We start from the raw sequence: 16,954 nt of genomic DNA, 5'->3' as shown, positions 1-16,954 counted from the left end.
CCAAAAACAAGAAGGCTCTATCCCTGAAACAGGGTAGAGCCTTCTTATTTAAGAGCACGTAAGCCTTTCTTCCCCTAAGGCTTAGCTGCTTCACTTAGCTTAACAGCATCTATCTGTTTCTGGCGAACCAGCTCATTAAAGACCTTAAGCTCCTGTGTTTTGATCTGTTGCCACTTTGCAAGTTCAGCATCAATGGCAGTATTAACCTCCTCCTTAAACTCATAAGCCTGCTTTGGCGGGCGGCCATCACTCATACCGTAGAGTGAATTTAAGTGCGCCAGCTTATTGGTAAGCCTGATCGGGTAGTTGAGCGGATCCTGACCACTGCGGTTTTTGGTCTGGTACAGTGCCTGTTCCACCTCTGTCATCTTTTTATCCAGCACATTGGCAGCCTCTACCACCTCTTTCATGGCAGAATCGGCCCCTATGCGGGTTTTCAGGCTCTCCAGCTGCTTGCGAACGCTGCGAATATCTGCAATAGCGGTGTGCGATTCTGTTACTTTATCGGTTACGGATTTCAGGAACTCGAACTGCGCCTGCAAATCTTCTGTGCTGGCACTAATACGCGGATCTGCCAGGATACGGAAAGTCTGCTCCTGCACCTGCTCACCTACCGTCATGCGAACCTTGTACTCGCCAGGAACAGCTTTTGGTCCCTGCAGGCCTGCCCACCACAGCACCATGCCCTCAAAATCTTTAGCCCCTTCGTAGCGCATATCCCACACAAAGCGGTTTAAGCCCTTTTTAAGGTCTTTTAACTCCAGCTTTTTATCTTTTGCATCTGTAGCAAAGCTGCGGATGGGGGTGCCATCCGGCTCCAGGAACTCCAGCTTTACCACCTGTGTGGTATCGGGCTGCTCTTTGAGGTGGTAATACACCATTACACCGCCGGGGTGGTTGGTTCCGGCATTACGCGGATTTTTAGCCTGGCCGCCCCCCATGCGGTAGCTGGGCATTGGCTGGTACAAATAAGCAGCACTGCTCTTTACCTTATCGCTTAGCTGGTGTAGCGGCGTAAGATCATCTATAATCCAGAGGCTGCGCCCCTGGGTGGCTGCAATCAGGTTATCGTTTTTGATGGCCAGATCGGTAATAGGCACGATGGGCAGGTTTTGCTGAAAAGGCTGCCAGCTGGCACCATCATCAAAAGAAACGTACATACCTGTTTCTGTACCGGCATAAAGCAGGCCCTGCCGCTTGGGGTCGGCCCTTACCACACGGGCAAAGTGCCCGGCATCTATGCCATTGGTGATCTTTGTCCAGGTTTTGCCATAATCTTTGGTCTTGTAGAGGTAAGGGCGGTAATCGCCCTCCTTATACAGCGTACCAGCAACATAGGCACCACCTTTAACAAAGGGATCGGCATCTATGCTGTTGATCATCATCCACTCCGGCATATTTTTTGGCGTTACGTTCTGCCAGTTTTTGCCGCCATCGCGGCTTACATAGATCAGACCATCATCAGAACCAGTCCAGATAAGGCCTGCCTCGTATGGCGACTCGGTAGCCGCGAAAATGGTACCGTAGTACTCCACACCGGTATTGTCTTTGGTAATAGGACCACCGGAGGGACCCAGCTTGCTTTTGTCGTTACGGGTAAGATCGGGGCTGATGGTTTCCCAGCTCTGGCCTCCATTTCTTGTGGTATGCAGGTGGTTAGAGGCGGCGTAAAGCTTATCTTTTTCGTGGGGCGAAAAGAAGATAGGGAAATTCCACTGAAAGCGGTACTTCATACCTTCGGCCCCATGCCCCATAGGGTTATCCGGCCAAACGTTAATAGCATGCTCCTCCTTTGTATGATGGTTAAGGCGCGACAGATAGCCTCCGTAGCTGCCGCCATACACGATATCATTATTTTCTGGATCCACGGCCAGGTGAGCACTTTCGCTGCCGGCGGTAATTTCCCAGTCGCGCTCTTCTATGGCGCCCCCATCGGTACGGTGCGGAATACGGATGGTGGTATTATCCTGCTGCGCCGTGTAGATGCGGTAAGGAAAGCTATTGTCTGTTTCCAGGCGATAAAACTGTGCTGTTGGCTGGTTGTGGTAGGTGCTCCAGTTTTCGCCGCCATCAAAGCTTACCTGGGCACCACCATCGTCGGCTATGATCATGCGGCTGGGATCTTCAGGAGCAATCCACAGATCGTGATGATCGCTGTGCGGCGTTTCGTAGGCTTTGAAGGTGCTGCCTCCATCGGTAGATTTATGAAAATCTACATTAAGCACATATACCACCTGCGGATCTTGCGGATCGGCATAGATGCGGCTGTAGTACCAGGCGCGCTGGCGCAGGGCACGGTTGTCGTTAAGCTTTTGCCAGCTTTCGCCGCCATCGTCGGAGCGGAAAACGCCGCCCTCGGCATGCTCGATAAGCGCCCATACCCGGTCTGGCTGTGCCGGCGAGGCAGCTATGCCTATAATACCACGGGTGCCTTTGGGCAGGCCCTTATTTTCAGATATTTTTTTCCAGGTATCGCCGCCATCGGTGCTCTTCCAGAGGTCGGAGCCCTCGCCGCCACTCTCCAGGCTGTAGGGTGTGCGCCTGATGCGCCAGGTGCTGGCATAGAGCACACGTGGGTTGGTTGGGTCCATCACCAGGTCTACCGCTCCTGCATTTTCGTTGGCAAAGAGTATGCGTTGCCAGCTCTGGCCGCCATCTTTGCTGCGGTACACACCACGCTCCTGGCTGGGCTTAAACAAATCGCCCATAACGGCAGCATATACCAGCTCAGGATTTTTAGGATGCACCCGCACGCGGCTAATGTGGCGGGAGTCTTTCAGGCCTGCAGCTTTCCAGCTTTTGCCGGCATCTACCGATTTCCACATGCCATAGCCGTAAGATACGTTACCCCGAACGGTTTTCTCGCCACCTCCAACATAAATAACGTTAGGATCCCATTCGCTAACGGTTACAGCACCTATAGAACCGCCAAAGTAGCCGTCGGAGATATTCCTCCAGCTCTGGCCGCCATCCTGGGTACGCCAAACACCACCACCGGTAGCACCAAAATAGTACAGGTTGGGCTTGCCCGGCACACCAGTTACCGCTGCAGAACGGCCGCCTCGGTAGGGCCCCAGGTGCCGCCACTCCAGCCCATTGTACAGCGCAGTATCATAGACCGGTTGTACTGCCGCCTGCTTCTTTCTCTGAGCAGCAACCGGCAGGAGCAGGCTTAAAAACAAGAGCAGAAAAAAAGGATAGAAAATAGATTTATTCATACTGGAAAGATGGTTTCAAGAGGTAAGTTAATGGATTTGCGGCATTCCTGAAACCATCCTCCCCTTACTCCTCGCTGTGCAGCTCTTTTTTAAGCGCTGCCAGTTCCAGCAGTATTCTCATTTCTTTCTGAATTCCCTTTCTGATCTGCCAGATAAGCAGCAGGGCTCCCAGCACAAAAGAGCCATAGATCATGACCATCCACTCCATTGCTATGTACCTGCTAAATTCAGGACCAAGCAAAATAAAGCCTAAGCAGTACAAGCCTACAATGGTAATGGTTACCGGCCCGTGTATGGTCTTGCGAAAGCGGTAAAATGCCAGGGTATCGCTGGTGGTGCGGGAGGCATCATGCAGCATCCGGATCTTCTGCGACTTTAGCACACTGTAAATTTCAATGGCAATACGCACTATTAACCCGCCCACCATCAGGGCAACCCCTACTCTGCTAAGCAGCTCCCTAAAGGGTGCTACATAATAGAAGAACAGGGAAATACCCACCAGGGTAACAGTAAGAATAAAGATATTGCCATAATGAAAATACAGGTTACTCTTCTTTTTCTCCCGGGCCGCAGCAATTAACTGCTCAACAGGCTGGGGCGCAAGTGCGGCTGCCTCCTTCGCCTTTTTCCATTTATTTTTAAGCTCATCCATGTGCTTGTTCTTTTTCAATGAATTCTCTGAGTCGTTTCTTTATCCGGTGTATTTTTACCCGGAGGTTCACAGGGTTTATTCCCACAATTGAGGAAATCTCATCATACTCAAGCTCCTCCAGCACCATCATAATAATCAGTCTGTCGAGCTCCGATAGTTTCCCGATTGCCAGGTACAGCTCCCGGTAGTCCTCCTCTTCTTTATCATCAGTACCTGAGCTTACAGGATGGGGAACATCAAGCAAGGGAACTGTGCTTTTGGTTTTGTTATTTCTGATGTGCAGCAGGCAGGTATTCACAGTAATGCGGTAGATCCAGGTTTTGTATGATGATGCACCCCTGAACCCGGGGAGAGCATTCCAGATGTTGATAAACACCTCCTGGGTAAGATCCTTTGCCAGATCCCGATCGCCTTTCATAAAGCCCAGGCACATTTGCAGCACCGCCGGCTGGTACTGCCGGTGCAGAGATTCAAACAGGGACTTTTGGGTTGCAGTACTACTCATTTTGCCAGAAAGGTATTAACTTTTTCAAAAAACCATTCGGGCTGATCGAACATGATGAAATGCTTACTTTCCGGAGCCAGCACAATGTTTTTTGCCGGCAGGTTAGCATACTGTTTTTCAAAATTGCCCATCACAAGTTTAGCATCGGGATATGTGGCGCCCAGTATCAGCGTTTGTGCCTTTACCTGTTTCAGGGCCTCCCGCAAATCAAGCTTGAGCAGGTCGGTATAGCCATACACATAGGTTTCCCTGTCGGCCGCAAGGGACCACTGTACAAGAAGATCAATTTTATCCTGCCTGTAAGTCATGTTATGTGCCATCATGCCGGCCGTTTTGCGAAGGTCATCTGCAGACATTTGGAGCATTTGCTGGTTGTAGGGACTGCTGTGCTTGATCTGGGAGGCTGCCACTCCGGGCATCATCAGCTCCCGCATGCAGGGAATGGCATCTACCAGCACTAACTTTTCTACCCTTTCAGGCACTGCTGCGGCAACATCCACGGCCAGGTTACCGCCCATGCTGTGCCCCACAATGCTTAAGTTGGTCAGGTTTTCTTTTTCAATATACTGCAGCAGCTCTTTTCTGATGGTGGCATACCAGGGAGTATCGATAGGCTGTATGCCATTGAAACCGGCATAAGAAATAACATGGCTTTGCCTTTCAACCTCCAGATTGCTGATGGTTTCCTCCCATACAGTTCCCGGAGAGGTAAATCCCGGTAAGAACAGCACAGGTTTTCCCGCTCCGGATTTCATAATCCTGATGGCACTACCGGATTGAGCAAAGACAAAAACTGTGGAAAGTAAAAGTGCGAAGGTAAGGGCTATCTTTTTCATGGGCTTTTTTTCTGCTTTGATACAGGCTTTGCAGAAATGTTACACCCCGCACCCATTAATTTTATCCGGCTTACCTGATGCCAGACACCATCAACTAAAATTATCTCTGTTACTACCTGGTAAAAAGCAACAATGCCTCACGCTTTGTTCTTTTTGGGCAGTATACTGATATCGCCGCTCCGCTCCAGGTAGGCTTCCTCAATCTGATCTAGCGAATCGAGGCTGGATTGTGTACGTGCAGCCGCCATCAGGTCCTGCTCGGTAATGTGGCTCTTGCGCATATTGTCTTCCAGCAGCGTTCCATCCTTCACCAGGGTTCTCTTCACACCCTTGATCCAGTTTCCGAACCAGTCGCTCCGGTAAGAGATGTAGGCCAGGGAGCGATGGGTAAGCACCAGCAGGGCTCCCGCCACCAGCGTGGGGATGAAGGGTGCTGAATCGGTAATGGCCCTGCTTAGGATTGAACCCAGCATAATGGCCGCTACAATATCGAAAGCAGAATTTTTATTAAAGATGCGCTTACCACCCAGGCGTACATAAAAAACAGAAACAGCAAATACCACCACTGCCCTGATGGCAAAAGTTAAGACGGTGTCGAGATCGGTGTCTAAACCAAATAATTCGTGTATGTCAGGCATGGAGGTGCTCTTGTTTTTTTATACAACCCAAGAAAGCAGCAGGTGTTAAGACTACTTTCCATTGAGCAATGGGAGCCTTAAAAGCCAGAGGAGTACACTTTACTTTACAGAAACCACTGATTATTTTATAACTTAAACAACATTACAGCATTAGCCATGATCCTTAACTGCCACAACTGCAGGCTGCGCCCCTGGCATACATCGGACAAAGCAGCACTGCTAAAGCATGCCAACAACTACAAGATCTGGCAGAACCTCCGCGACCGCTTTCCACACCCCTACACCCACGCAGATGCTGACTGGTGGCTGCAGCATGCAGGCCAGCAGCAACCCCTTAGCCTGTTTGCCATAGAGGTAAATGGTGAAGCTGCAGGCAGCATTGGTCTGGACCTGCAGCAGGATGTTGAACGCACCTCTGCAGAGCTGGGCTACTGGCTGGGCGAAGCATATTGGGGAAAAGGAATTGCTACTGCTGCCATTAGGGCTATCACCACCTGGGCCATGCCTGCACTGGGGCTTAGCAGAATTTATGCCCTGCCGTTTATTCATAACCAGGGATCTGTAAGAGCGCTGGAGAAAGCCGGCTACCTGCGGGAAGGAGTGCTAAGGAGAAGCGCCATCAAGGAAGGAAAAATACTGGACCAGGCACTATACGCTTTTACCGACCTGGATTTAGCACAGAAGAACTAGCCACATTGTCATGAAAAAAAGGTAGTTACGACAAAAATGGTTGTAAACCCCGGGCCCAGCCTCCCTTGTAGGTCAAGATATTAGCAGACTAAAGCTTAAGCCGCGGGCAAAAAAAAAGCCGCTCATCTGGCGGCTTGCAGTTAGACTTATCTATTAGTTACGCGGAACAGGGGGTCTCTGGCCCTGGCCGTTCCGCACGGGAACCGGCACAAGCTCCGGTTTAGGACTTAGCTTCTCCTGTAAAGTGGAGAGTAAATCGTTAATAAGGTCTATTAGTTTATCTATATTCAAATTCATTATATATTCCTCCTATATCGCAATTAAATTATCTACTAAAAATGATTTATCAAACTTTATACCAAAGTTAATTTTACTTTACTATACGGAAACATAGGCAAACAAGTTAAGAAGTCCTCATTATTAATAGATTAGCCTCTGCTGCCTCAGCCTCTCCTTAAAATGTTCACTACTATAGAACGCTGCTACAAACGTTACAAACATATAACCAAAGCCTTTATTTGGTATTTCGATGTAAGAAAATTCAGAAGCTTGCATCAAAGTAGCATAAGGTTTTGAATCCTCCCCCTTTGTGGCTAACTTTGTCCCCCGAATATTTCCGCGCTACATGCCAAAAGACCAATCAATAAAGTCAGTTCTCATTATCGGGAGCGGACCAATCGTCATCGGGCAAGCTTGCGAGTTCGATTATTCGGGCAGCCAGGCAGCACGATCCTTACGAGAGGAGGGTATTGAGGTAATCCTCATTAACTCCAACCCCGCCACCATTATGACCGACCCTGTGACAGCAGACCATGTGTACCTGCTGCCGCTGGAGAAAAAGTCGATCATTAAGATCCTGAAAGATCACCCGCAGATAGACGCAGTACTACCCACCATGGGTGGACAAACAGCCCTTAACCTGGCCATTGATTGCGAAAAAGCCGGGATATGGGAAAAGTTTGGTGTTCGTATTATAGGTGTTGATATCAACGCCATCGAAACCACCGAAGACCGCGAAAAATTCCGCCAGAAAATGATAGAGCTGAACGTTGGCGTTTGCCAGGGTGCTACTGCTACATCTTTTCTGCAGGGCAAGGAAATTGCCCAGGAAATTGGTTTTCCGCTGGTAATTCGCCCCTCTTACACCCTTGGTGGTACAGGAGGCGGTTTTGTAGAAAAACCCGAAGATTTTGATAAAGCCCTCACTGCCGGCCTCCATGCCTCTCCTATTCACGAGGTACTGGTAGAGCAGAGCATCATGGGCTGGAAGGAGTATGAACTGGAGCTGCTGCGCGATAGCGTAGGCAATGTGATCATCATCTGCTCCATCGAGAACTTCGACCCGATGGGCGTGCATACCGGCGACTCCATTACCGTAGCACCTGCCCAAACCCTGCCAGATACTGTTTACCAGAACATGCGTAACCTGGCCATTAAAATGATGAACGGCATCGGGCAGTTTGCAGGTGGCTGTAACGTACAGTTTGCAGTAAACCCCGAAGACGACAGCATCATTGGCATTGAGATTAACCCACGCGTAAGCCGTTCTTCGGCCCTGGCCTCTAAAGCTACCGGTTACTCTATTGCCAAAATTGCCGCCAAGCTGGCCATTGGTTATAACCTTGATGAACTGAAAAACCCGATCACCAAAACCACCTCGGCTTACTTCGAGCCGGCGCTGGATTATGTGATCGTGAAAATACCACGCTGGAACTTCGATAAGTTTGAGGGTGCCAATAAATACCTGGGCCTGCAGATGAAATCTGTAGGTGAGGTAATGGGCATTGGCCGCAACTTCCAGGAGGCGCTGCAGAAAGCCTGCCAGAGCCTCGAGATCAAACGCAATGGCCTGGGTGCCGATGGCAAAGAGGTTACCAACCAGGAAGTAATCCTGCACAGCCTGAAAAACCCCAGCTGGAACCGCCTTTTCCACATATACGATGCCTTTAAGCTAGGCATCCCCATGCGCACCATCCTGGAGCTTACCAAAATAGACAGGTGGTTCCTGAACCAGATCGAGGAGATGATTGCGCTGGAGCGTGAAATTGAAAAATACACACTGGCAACGCTCCCTGCTCCGCTGATGAAGGAAGCCAAGAGCCGTGGCTATGCCGACCGCCAGATAGCGCACCTGCTGCGCTGCATGGAGAGCGAAGTGCACAGCAAACGCTTGGAAATGGGCATTAAGCGTGTGTACAAAATGGTGGACACCTGCTCTGCCGAGTTCGAAGCCAAAACACCTTACTTCTACAGTACCTTTGAGGAAGAGAACGAAAGCATTCGCTCCGACCGCAAAAAGGTAGTGATCCTGGGCAGCGGCCCTAACCGCATTGGCCAGGGTATTGAGTTCGACTACAGCTGTGTGCATGGTGTACTGGCCGCCAATGAGTGTGGTTACGAAACCATCATGATCAACTGTAACCCCGAAACCGTAAGTACCGACCCCGATATCTCTGATAAGCTCTACTTTGAGCCGGTGTTCTGGGAAAATATTTACGACATCATTCTGCATGAGCAGCCCGAGGGCGTTATTGTGCAGCTGGGTGGCCAAACGGCCCTTAAAATTGCCGAGAAGCTGGAGCGTTACGGCATTAAAATTCTGGGCACCACTTATGAGGCCCTGGACCTTGCCGAAGACAGGGGATCTTTTTCTTCACTGCTGAAGGAAAATAATATTCCTTACCCTGAATTTGGGGTAATTGAAGATGCCGAACAGGCCGTGGAGCTTAGCAAGAAGCTTAACTTCCCGCTGCTGGTGCGTCCTTCCTATGTACTGGGTGGCCAGCGCATGAAGATCGTGATCAACGAGCGGGAGCTGGAGAAGCACGTAATTGACCTGCTGCGCGATATTCCCGGCAACAAGGTACTGCTCGACCACTTCCTGGAAGGCGCCATAGAGGCCGAGGCCGATGCCATCTGCGACGGTGAAAATGTAATGATCATTGGCGTGATGCAGCACATTGAGCCTGCCGGTATTCACAGTGGCGACTCCTATGCGGTGTTACCTCCCTACAACCTGGGCGACTTTGTAATGCAGCAAATTGAAATGTACACGAAGAAGATCGCACTGGCGCTAAAAACAGTAGGTCTCATCAACATTCAGTTTGCCATCAAAGACGATAAAGTATACATCATAGAAGCCAACCCGCGCGCCAGCCGCACGGTACCTTTCATTTGCAAAGCCTACCGCCAGCCCTATGTAAACTGGGCCACCAAGGTAATGCTGGGCAAAGCCAAGGTAACTGACTTTGAATATGCGCCTTACAAAAAAGGCTATGCCATCAAAGTACCCGTATTCTCCTTCAACAAGTTTCCGAATGTAAACAAGGAGCTGGGGCCGGAGATGAAATCGACGGGTGAAGCCATTTACTTTATTGACGATCTGATGGACGATTACTTCATGCAGATTTACTCGGAAAGAAACTTATACCTCAGTAAGTAGGTTAATAAGGTACTATGAAGACTCTGTTTATATTATTTCTTTGCTATCTGCTTTTCCTGTTTTTACGCTTTTTGTTCCGTGCCTTCCTGGTACTGTTACAACAACGTAAGCTCTGGAAGCAAATGATGCAGCACATGCAACACCAGCAACGCCCCCAACGCAGGGAAGGCGATGTGGTAATTGAGTATGTAGCTGAAGAAAAGCAGCAGAAGCAACAGAAAGAAAAACCAAAGTCGGATCCGGGAGGAGAGTACGTCGACTACGAGATTATCAAAGAATAAAAAATGAGCCCCGCCAGCAATGGTGGGGCTTCGTTTTTTGTTTCCTTTATTTTGTTCATACAGATATTATCTACACAGGCATGTCACTTTCATTTATCTTTGGCTAGCTTTATTTCATTTAGATAGAATTGTGCCACTTTTTCCTCTACTTCAGCCACCGAAAGAGAGGCCTCCTGCTTCTTAGGTAAGCTCACTTCAATATAGTATGTACTGCCAGCGGATGGGTTAATGGTGATACAAGCTGCTTTGGCGTCTTTATCACAAATAGTAAGCTTTGTGAGGGGCGCCAGAAAGTTAAGTTCTTGTATGGAACCTGGCCGTAATGCTATGGTGGTAGAATCATTGATCATCAAGATTACTTCTTCCTCTTGTTGCTTTCTATCACTGCGGTATAACTGTAATTTTGCCGGTGCGGTAATAGTTACCCCCGCTAGATATTCTTCATCAGCACTATAAATATTACCTGTGAACATGTTTAGCTGGTACTCCTGTGTTTTAGCCTTGCCAGATGTTGCACCGGCAATAGCACCACCTACTGCGCCACCCAGTATTGCAGCTGTGGTTACTGCTTGATGATCGACAGCACCATAACCCTCAAAAACAAATCCATCTTCTTTACGAATTAAAGGAAAAAACTGATTACCATAATGCACATAAAGAGCTTTGCCATCTGTAAAGCCCCAGACATTTTTCACTTTTTTACCACTGCCACTGTAATGTAGCGTGTAAGCCAGACGCCCTTTTTCCTGTTTATAGACTGGCCCTGTAAACTGGGTGCATTATTGATGAATTCATTAAAAGATTGATATACACCTTTTACCGGTTCAGCTGAGAAAATAGGATATTCCGGTACAATTTCCTTAGACCTTTCCGAAAAGACTTTCTCATAAGGCTCTGATTTTGTGGTGACCAGCAACGCCTGCACATCCAGTAATGTTAGCTCATTAAAGCATTGTTGAAATGCAGCAGCAATGTTATCATCATGATGCGAAGTTACTTCCATACCCGAGCTATTCATCATTGCAACAGATCTATAAAGATGGCGGTAGTCCTCTTCTTTTACTTTTGCATAGAAATCAAGATCAAGTTTTACATAAGCATATTCACTGTTTGCCAGCGTTTTTTCCCAGATTACGAGTGAGTTGATCTTAATGATCAAGGGTAAAGCCTCTGATGCATTTGAAGTAGATTTATTGATGAAATCTGATAATTCTATTTCAAAGCTATTTTCGAAATTTGCATGAACCTTCTTATTTAAAATACTCCGCTGAACCCATCCTATATTCTCCTTTTGGGGCCGGGCATCAATCAGCTCAACTAAATTTATGGGAACAGGCTGTTTTGAAAGATCAACGTTAACCTTATCGAGCCCAAGCAAATATTCATGGGCATTTACAGTATGTCCCAAAAGCAGGAACAGAACGAATAGAAAATACGCTCTAATTTTCATAAAAGAACTGTGAGAATTGTCATTGGCAAATGCTATTCAATATAAAGCAATATATATTGTTTTTACATAACCTCCCTGGCGCAAGTATTCACTTGTGCCTATTTAGACAAACTACCCCCATCCGGCAGCGCAAAGGCAATGTATTCATCGCCGGAGGGGCTGCCGATTTTGCCGCCGCCGCATGCAATTACAACATACTGCTTGCCATTGAGGCTGTAGGTGGCAGGGGTGGCGTAGGCGGGTACGGGTAGCTTTGCTTCCCACAGCACCTTTCCGCTCTTTTTATCGAAAGCCCTGATCTTTGCATCTTTGGTGGCGGCAATGAATACCAGCCCGCCTTTGGTAACTAAGGGGCCGCCATAATTTTCGGTGCCGGTAGGGGCTATCCCCTTTTTAGTCAGTTCATCGTATTCGCCAAGAGGTACTTTCCAAAGAAGCTTACCTGTGTTCAGGTTTATGGCATTCAGGGTGCCCCAGGGTGGTTTGATGCCTGGATAGCCCTGTTCATCCAAAAAGCGAATGTAGCCGGTAGATACATAAGGAACTTCTTCCAGGATAGTTTTGGGACCCGCCAGGTTATGCTCCTCGGCACCATCAACTTCTTTTGTGTTGGTTTCCAGCTTTGCCGTTGCTTCTTTTTCTTCTGCATCCAGCAAAAAGGCAAGCAAGGCAGTTCTTTCATTATCGGGTATTTGCTTGAACGAAGGCATCATGTTACGGCCGTTATGAATAATTTGCGTTACCTGCCCTTCAGTCATCCGCTGGTTTAGCGCTACCAGCGAAGGGTAAGACGGGCCGTTTCCCTTCAACTCCGGGCCATGGCAGGAGATGCAGTATTTATTATACACCGATCTGCCAATGCCCTTCAGGGAAAGATCCTTCCCGGCATTCTCTGGCACATCAATCATGGTGAGGATCCAGGGCATTTCGCTGCTGTTCACGTACATGATTCCTGTTTCGGCATCTACAGCTGCCCCACCCCACTCACCACCGCCATCGTAGCCGGGAAAAATCCAGGCCCCCTCCTTGCTGGGTGGTGAGAACATACCCTTATGCTTTACCTGCCTGTATTTCTCCAGCAGGTATTGGTGCGATTCAGGATTTAGGCTAGCCACATCCTCTTCCTCAAACTTATGCCGCGCAAAAGGCTCCGGCAGGGTAGGAATGGGCTGGGTGGGCCAGACTTGCTCTCCCGGAAGCCCTGCGGTTGGCACTGGTTTTTCTTCAATGGGAAAAATGGGCTCACCGGTTTCCCTATCAAACATAAACACATACCCATGCTTGGTGATCTGTGCAACGGCATCTATAGCTTTGCCCTCTTTGTTGATGGTTACCAGGTTTGGATTAGCCGGTAAGTCGCGGTCCCAGAGGTCGTGGTGCACCACCTGAAAGTGCCAGATGTATTTGCCTGTGGCGGCATCCAGGGCAAGCAGGCTGTTGGCAAAGAGGTTCTGGCCTTTGCGCACTCCACCGTAAAAATCGGGGCCGGCAGTTCCGGTGGGTACATACACAATACCCCGCTGCTCATCGAGCGACATACCGGCCCAGCTGTTGGCGCCGCCAATTTTCTGCCAGGCATCGGGATCTTCCCAGGTTTCGTAGCCTTTCTCACCCGGATGGGGAATGGTATGGAAGATCCAGCGGCGCTCGCCGGTGCGTACATCAAAAGCACGTATGTGACCGGGAGCGGCATCGCCATCTTCGGTAACGCGCATGCCCATAATGAGCAGATCTTTATAGATCACCCCGGGAGTGGTGCCTGCTATATAGGCATTTTCTGTTCCTTCGCGGTCTAAGCCCCGGGTCAGATCAACTGAGCCTTCATTCCCAAAAGCACTCACCAGCGAACCATCTTCGGCATTTATAGCATACAGCTTGGCTCCCACGCTGTAGAGGATGCGCTTATCAGTACCTTCCTCATTTTCCCAATACACCACTCCGCGGTTAATCTGGTGAAACCAGGCCATCTCATCATCTGTACTGCCCTGTGCTTCGGCAGGATCGAACACCCATTTTTCCTGGCCTGTAGCAGCATCCAGCGCAAAGAGCATCAGGAAGGGCGATGTTCCGTACAGTACACCATCTACCATAATAGGATTACACTGGATCTGCGAATGATTATCAGGATCCTTGTCTCCGGTGCTGTAGCGCCAGGCTACCTCCAGCTGGGCAACGTTTTCAGTATTGATCTGCTCATTGGAGGAATAGCGGTTACCTTCTCTGGTACCGGCATAGGTACGCCAGCCGCTATGGTCTGCTGCTAATGCAGCGCCTACAGGATCCGTTTCATGAACCGGAGCGGTACAGCTCGCAAATAGCAGAGCCGCCGCCAGAACCGCCAGTGGTCCCGTATTGCCACATACTTTTATCATAAACCAATAGTACATTAGAAAAACCCTTTAATATAAAGAGTATTCCGTTTGTTCTGGAATACATCTTAACGAAAGATGAGCTGCACTCCACCATATTTCCCTGCTGAACAGCAGACTTAGCCTCAGAGAGAATCTATAACAAACAGCATGGTAAAGATTGTTTAGAGTTTGATTCTAGCTGCTTTTTTAACCAAAAGCCTAAAATTGTCGTAAAGGAGGTTGATATTATGAAAAAGACAGATACACCTATTTCAGATACATCAAAAGCCCGCCTTAGAGATAGAGATAAAAAGAAAGAGGATGATGGCTTTTTCGATGACCCGGAAATTCATTCCGTACAAAAGAGTAAGGCACCACTTTACATCTCACTGGGCATTGTAGTGGCATTGGTTGCTTCCTACTTCCTGATCCCCAGTGTTCAAAATTTTCTGTCGGAAGCATGGCAGGTACTTACCAGCGATGATGAACAGCAGATTAAAAGCTGGGTGGGGCAGTTTGGATGGCTTGGACCGGTTATTATAGTTCTGGCCATGATTGCCCAGATGTTCCTGCTGGTAATTCCTACGCCACTGCTCATGGTGGTATCGGTACTGGCTTATGGTCCGGTATTCGGTTCACTTATTATACTTGTTGCTGTTTTTTGTGCCTCCAGTGTTGGGTATTTTCTGGGAGCCTATTTAGGTCCGCCGGTGGTTGAAAAAATTCTAGGCCCCAAGGGCGAGAAAGAGGTAGAGCGGTTTATTGATGACTATGGCTTTTGGGCAGTGATTGTAACCAGGCTTGCCCCTTTTCTCTCTAACGATGCCATTTCTTTTGTAGGAGGTATGCTGCGCATGGGCTACTGGCGCTTTATGGGTGCTACCCTGATTGGCATTACGCCCCTCACCATATTTGTAGCCTGGCTGGGCGAGAACAACGATCGCCTTAAAACCGGCCTTATCTGGGCCTCTGTGATAAGTATTGTTGGCTTTGCAGCTTATGTGTGGTGGGATAAAAGAAGAAAAAAGCAGAAAGCTGCTGCAAATTAACTTTAATTAACCCCTTTTAACATTAAGCAACAGTACCAGGACTGATTATTGCTTTTTTCATAAGAGTTTTAATTCAACCAAAAATTTTAACCCTTATGAAAAAAGCATTTTTTGTAGTGCTGCTGGCCCTGTTGTATGCCATGCCTTCTACCGCACAAACAGATTCCCTCCGCCGGGAAATAGGCTTCAGCACTCAAATCATTTTTGATAATATTTTTGAATCAGGAGGAGCACCCTTTGAGCTGATGCTGAAAAAACGCAGAGGCGAGAACAGCTGGATGCGTTATGGACTTCAGGCTTACTATGGCAGCAATGAATATGTTGATTTCAACCACAACCATTCCCATTCATCTGTTTCATTTAGTCCATCTGCAGGAATCGAGAAAAGAAAGGCCCTCAGCAGCTCCTGGCAATTTCTTTATGGTGGTGAGGCCAGCATCAGTTACTCCTACTACGAAACCGAACAAAGAAATACCAACAACTCTGATTTTAGTGAATGGCTACGCAAAACTGAAAAAACCACCTACGGTGGGGCACTCCGACCTTTTATCGGTATCTCCTACTTTATTACCCCCCGCCTGTACGTAACTACAGAAGCCTCCTTACTACTTAGTGTTTCCAGGGTGCAGAATTGGGGAAGTGAAGAAGATTATAACAATACTGTGAGACAGTATAGCCAGGATACCTGGAACAAAGCAGCGGTTATGAGACCAGCCTCACACATTTTCGTCTATTACCGCTTTTAACCTAATTTCGGAGCGAGGGAAACATTTCCCTCGCTTTGTTTTTGGTATGCAAGCATACTAAGTGTAATTTTAAGAATGATCAAAAAGGTACTCCACAGAATCTACTCTACCTATTCCCTCTGTATGTTTGGGGTGGGGTTACTGCTCATGATGCCTTTTTTCATGCTCATGATCTGGATAAAGCCCCTGCAGCGCTATCTGTATATTGCGCAACACTTTTGGGCGGCTTTTTTTCTGGCATCGAGCTTTGTGCCCTGGAGCATCCGCTACCACTACCGCCCCAGGCGCAACAGGCAGTATGTAATCTGCTCCAACCACTTCTCTATCCTTGATATTGTAACCATGGGCTTTCTGCCCATCAATGCCATTTTTGTAGGCAAGAGATCCCTTACCAAAGTTCCTGTCTTTGGCTATATGTTCCGCAAGCTGCACATAACAGTAGACCGCAACTCGCTGAAAGACCGCTACCGTGCCCTGCAAAAATCCATGCAGGCCGTAGACAGAGGACTGAGCCTGGTCATGTTTCCGGAAGGTGGCGTGCAAAGCGATAATCCTCCCCAGATGGCCCGCTTTAAAGAGGGCCCTTTCCGGGTGGCTATTGAAAAACAAATCCCAATACTGCCTGTCACATTTCCGTACAATTGGCTAATTTTACCTGATGACAAGAGTTACCTGCTCTACCCTCAAACGGTGAGAATGGTGGTGCATCAGCCTATTGAAACGAAAGGCATGCGGCTGGAGGACCTTCCTGACCTTCAGCAGCAGGTTTATCGTGTTATTGACCAGGAACTGAAAAAGTACAACCGGAATGAAGATAGACAAGCAAACCCTGCAGAAAATTGCACACCTGGCACGGCTGGAGTTTGAGGAGGAAAGTGCTGAAGCCATGATGGCCGACCTAAGTAAAATTCTGGATTGGGTTGAACAACTCAATGAGGTAGATACAGAAGGCGTTGAGCCACTCACCCATATGTCTGTCGAGGTGAACGTACTGCGTGAAGATCTATCACAGGAACCGCTCTCCCGCGAGCGTGGCCTGAAAAATGCCCCTGAAAAAGATCAGGATTACTTCAGGGTACCCAAAGTGCTGGAATAA

16 protein-coding genes are annotated in these 16,954 nt (G+C 48.4%); 7 read left to right on the top strand and 9 right to left on the bottom strand.

Features of this window, described 5'->3' with window-relative positions; translation table 11 throughout:
• Window positions 1-74 precede the first annotated feature (74 nt).
• The 5 genes from KWJ01_RS12450 to KWJ01_RS12430 form a co-directional block, all read right to left on the bottom strand.
• Window positions 75-3,218, bottom strand: a complete 3,144-nt coding sequence (locus KWJ01_RS12450) for a glycosyl hydrolase (RefSeq protein ID WP_224996775.1) — start codon at window positions 3,216-3,218, stop codon at window positions 75-77.
• A 64-nt stretch (window positions 3,219-3,282) separates the two neighbouring features.
• Entirely contained in the window at window positions 3,283-3,870 is a 588-nt protein-coding gene (locus tag KWJ01_RS12445) for a hypothetical protein (RefSeq protein WP_224996774.1), read from the bottom strand.
• Window positions 3,863-4,375, bottom strand: a complete 513-nt coding sequence (locus KWJ01_RS12440; RefSeq protein WP_224996773.1) for an RNA polymerase sigma factor — start codon at window positions 4,373-4,375, stop codon at window positions 3,863-3,865. Before KWJ01_RS12440 ends, KWJ01_RS12445 begins: the two co-directional genes overlap by 8 nt.
• Window positions 4,372-5,211 carry an alpha/beta fold hydrolase gene (locus KWJ01_RS12435; protein ID WP_224996772.1) on the bottom strand — a complete coding sequence of 280 codons (840 nt, stop codon included), beginning with the start codon at window positions 5,209-5,211 and terminating at the stop codon, window positions 4,372-4,374. The genes KWJ01_RS12440 and KWJ01_RS12435 overlap by 4 nt, the downstream gene beginning before the upstream one ends.
• 137 nt (window positions 5,212-5,348) lie before the next feature.
• Window positions 5,349-5,849: a DUF421 domain-containing protein gene (locus KWJ01_RS12430; protein ID WP_224996771.1), complete on the bottom strand. Its 501-nt coding sequence runs from the start codon at window positions 5,847-5,849 to the stop codon at window positions 5,349-5,351.
• Window positions 5,850-6,005: 156 nt separating this feature from the next.
• On the opposite strand from KWJ01_RS12430, the gene KWJ01_RS12425 reads away from it, so the two are divergent.
• Entirely contained in the window at window positions 6,006-6,539 is a 534-nt protein-coding gene (locus KWJ01_RS12425) for a GNAT family N-acetyltransferase (RefSeq protein ID WP_224996770.1), read from the top strand.
• Window positions 6,540-6,692: 153 nt separating this feature from the next.
• Here the strand turns inward: KWJ01_RS12425 and KWJ01_RS12420 are convergent, their stop codons facing one another.
• Window positions 6,693-6,836, bottom strand: a complete 144-nt coding sequence (locus KWJ01_RS12420) for a hypothetical protein (RefSeq protein ID WP_224996769.1) — start codon at window positions 6,834-6,836, stop codon at window positions 6,693-6,695.
• A 328-nt stretch (window positions 6,837-7,164) separates the two neighbouring features.
• Between KWJ01_RS12420 and carB the strand changes: the two genes are divergently transcribed.
• Together carB and KWJ01_RS12410 are read left to right on the top strand one after the other, a co-directional pair.
• Complete coding sequence (gene carB, locus KWJ01_RS12415; RefSeq protein ID WP_224996768.1) at window positions 7,165-9,981, top strand: carbamoyl-phosphate synthase large subunit; 2,817 nt, start codon at window positions 7,165-7,167, stop codon at window positions 9,979-9,981.
• Window positions 9,982-9,995: 14 nt separating this feature from the next.
• A complete protein-coding gene (locus KWJ01_RS12410; protein WP_224996767.1) occupies window positions 9,996-10,262 on the top strand; it encodes a DUF4834 family protein in 267 nt (88 codons plus the stop codon).
• Between the two features lie 89 nt (window positions 10,263-10,351).
• Here the strand turns inward: KWJ01_RS12410 and KWJ01_RS12405 are convergent, their stop codons facing one another.
• From KWJ01_RS12405 to KWJ01_RS12395, 3 genes are all read right to left on the bottom strand, one after another.
• Window positions 10,352-10,915 (bottom strand): hypothetical protein, encoded by a 564-nt coding sequence (locus KWJ01_RS12405; RefSeq protein WP_224996766.1) that lies wholly within the window; start codon window positions 10,913-10,915, stop codon window positions 10,352-10,354.
• A gap of 38 nt (window positions 10,916-10,953) precedes the next feature.
• On the bottom strand, window positions 10,954-11,712 hold the full coding sequence (locus KWJ01_RS12400) for a hypothetical protein (RefSeq protein WP_224996765.1): 759 nt from the start codon (window positions 11,710-11,712) through the stop codon (window positions 10,954-10,956).
• A gap of 98 nt (window positions 11,713-11,810) precedes the next feature.
• Complete coding sequence (locus tag KWJ01_RS12395) at window positions 11,811-14,084, bottom strand: PQQ-binding-like beta-propeller repeat protein (protein WP_224996764.1); 2,274 nt, start codon at window positions 14,082-14,084, stop codon at window positions 11,811-11,813.
• Between the two features lie 227 nt (window positions 14,085-14,311).
• Here KWJ01_RS12395 and KWJ01_RS12390 point away from each other — a divergent pair, with 227 nt between their 5' ends.
• The 4 genes from KWJ01_RS12390 (at window position 14,312) to gatC (ending at window position 16,954) form a co-directional block, all read left to right on the top strand.
• The gene (locus KWJ01_RS12390) at window positions 14,312-15,112 is read left to right on the top strand and encodes a TVP38/TMEM64 family protein (protein ID WP_224996763.1); all 801 of its coding nucleotides are present in this window, start codon (window positions 14,312-14,314) and stop codon (window positions 15,110-15,112) included.
• A gap of 95 nt (window positions 15,113-15,207) precedes the next feature.
• Window positions 15,208-15,858, top strand: a complete 651-nt coding sequence (locus KWJ01_RS12385) for a hypothetical protein (RefSeq protein ID WP_224996762.1) — start codon at window positions 15,208-15,210, stop codon at window positions 15,856-15,858.
• A 75-nt stretch (window positions 15,859-15,933) separates the two neighbouring features.
• Window positions 15,934-16,725, top strand: coding sequence for a 1-acyl-sn-glycerol-3-phosphate acyltransferase (locus tag KWJ01_RS12380; protein ID WP_224996761.1), 792 nt, complete (start codon window positions 15,934-15,936; stop codon window positions 16,723-16,725).
• The gene (gene gatC, locus KWJ01_RS12375) at window positions 16,667-16,954 is read left to right on the top strand and encodes an Asp-tRNA(Asn)/Glu-tRNA(Gln) amidotransferase subunit GatC (RefSeq protein ID WP_224996760.1); all 288 of its coding nucleotides are present in this window, start codon (window positions 16,667-16,669) and stop codon (window positions 16,952-16,954) included. Before KWJ01_RS12380 ends, gatC begins: the two co-directional genes overlap by 59 nt.

The sequence above is a fragment of the Cesiribacter sp. SM1 genome (genome assembly GCF_020178975.1).
Classification (GTDB): domain Bacteria; phylum Bacteroidota; class Bacteroidia; order Cytophagales; family Cyclobacteriaceae; genus Cesiribacter.
The sequence above is the reverse complement of the archived record's forward strand: the minus strand, read 5'-3'. Positions and strand labels throughout refer to the sequence as shown.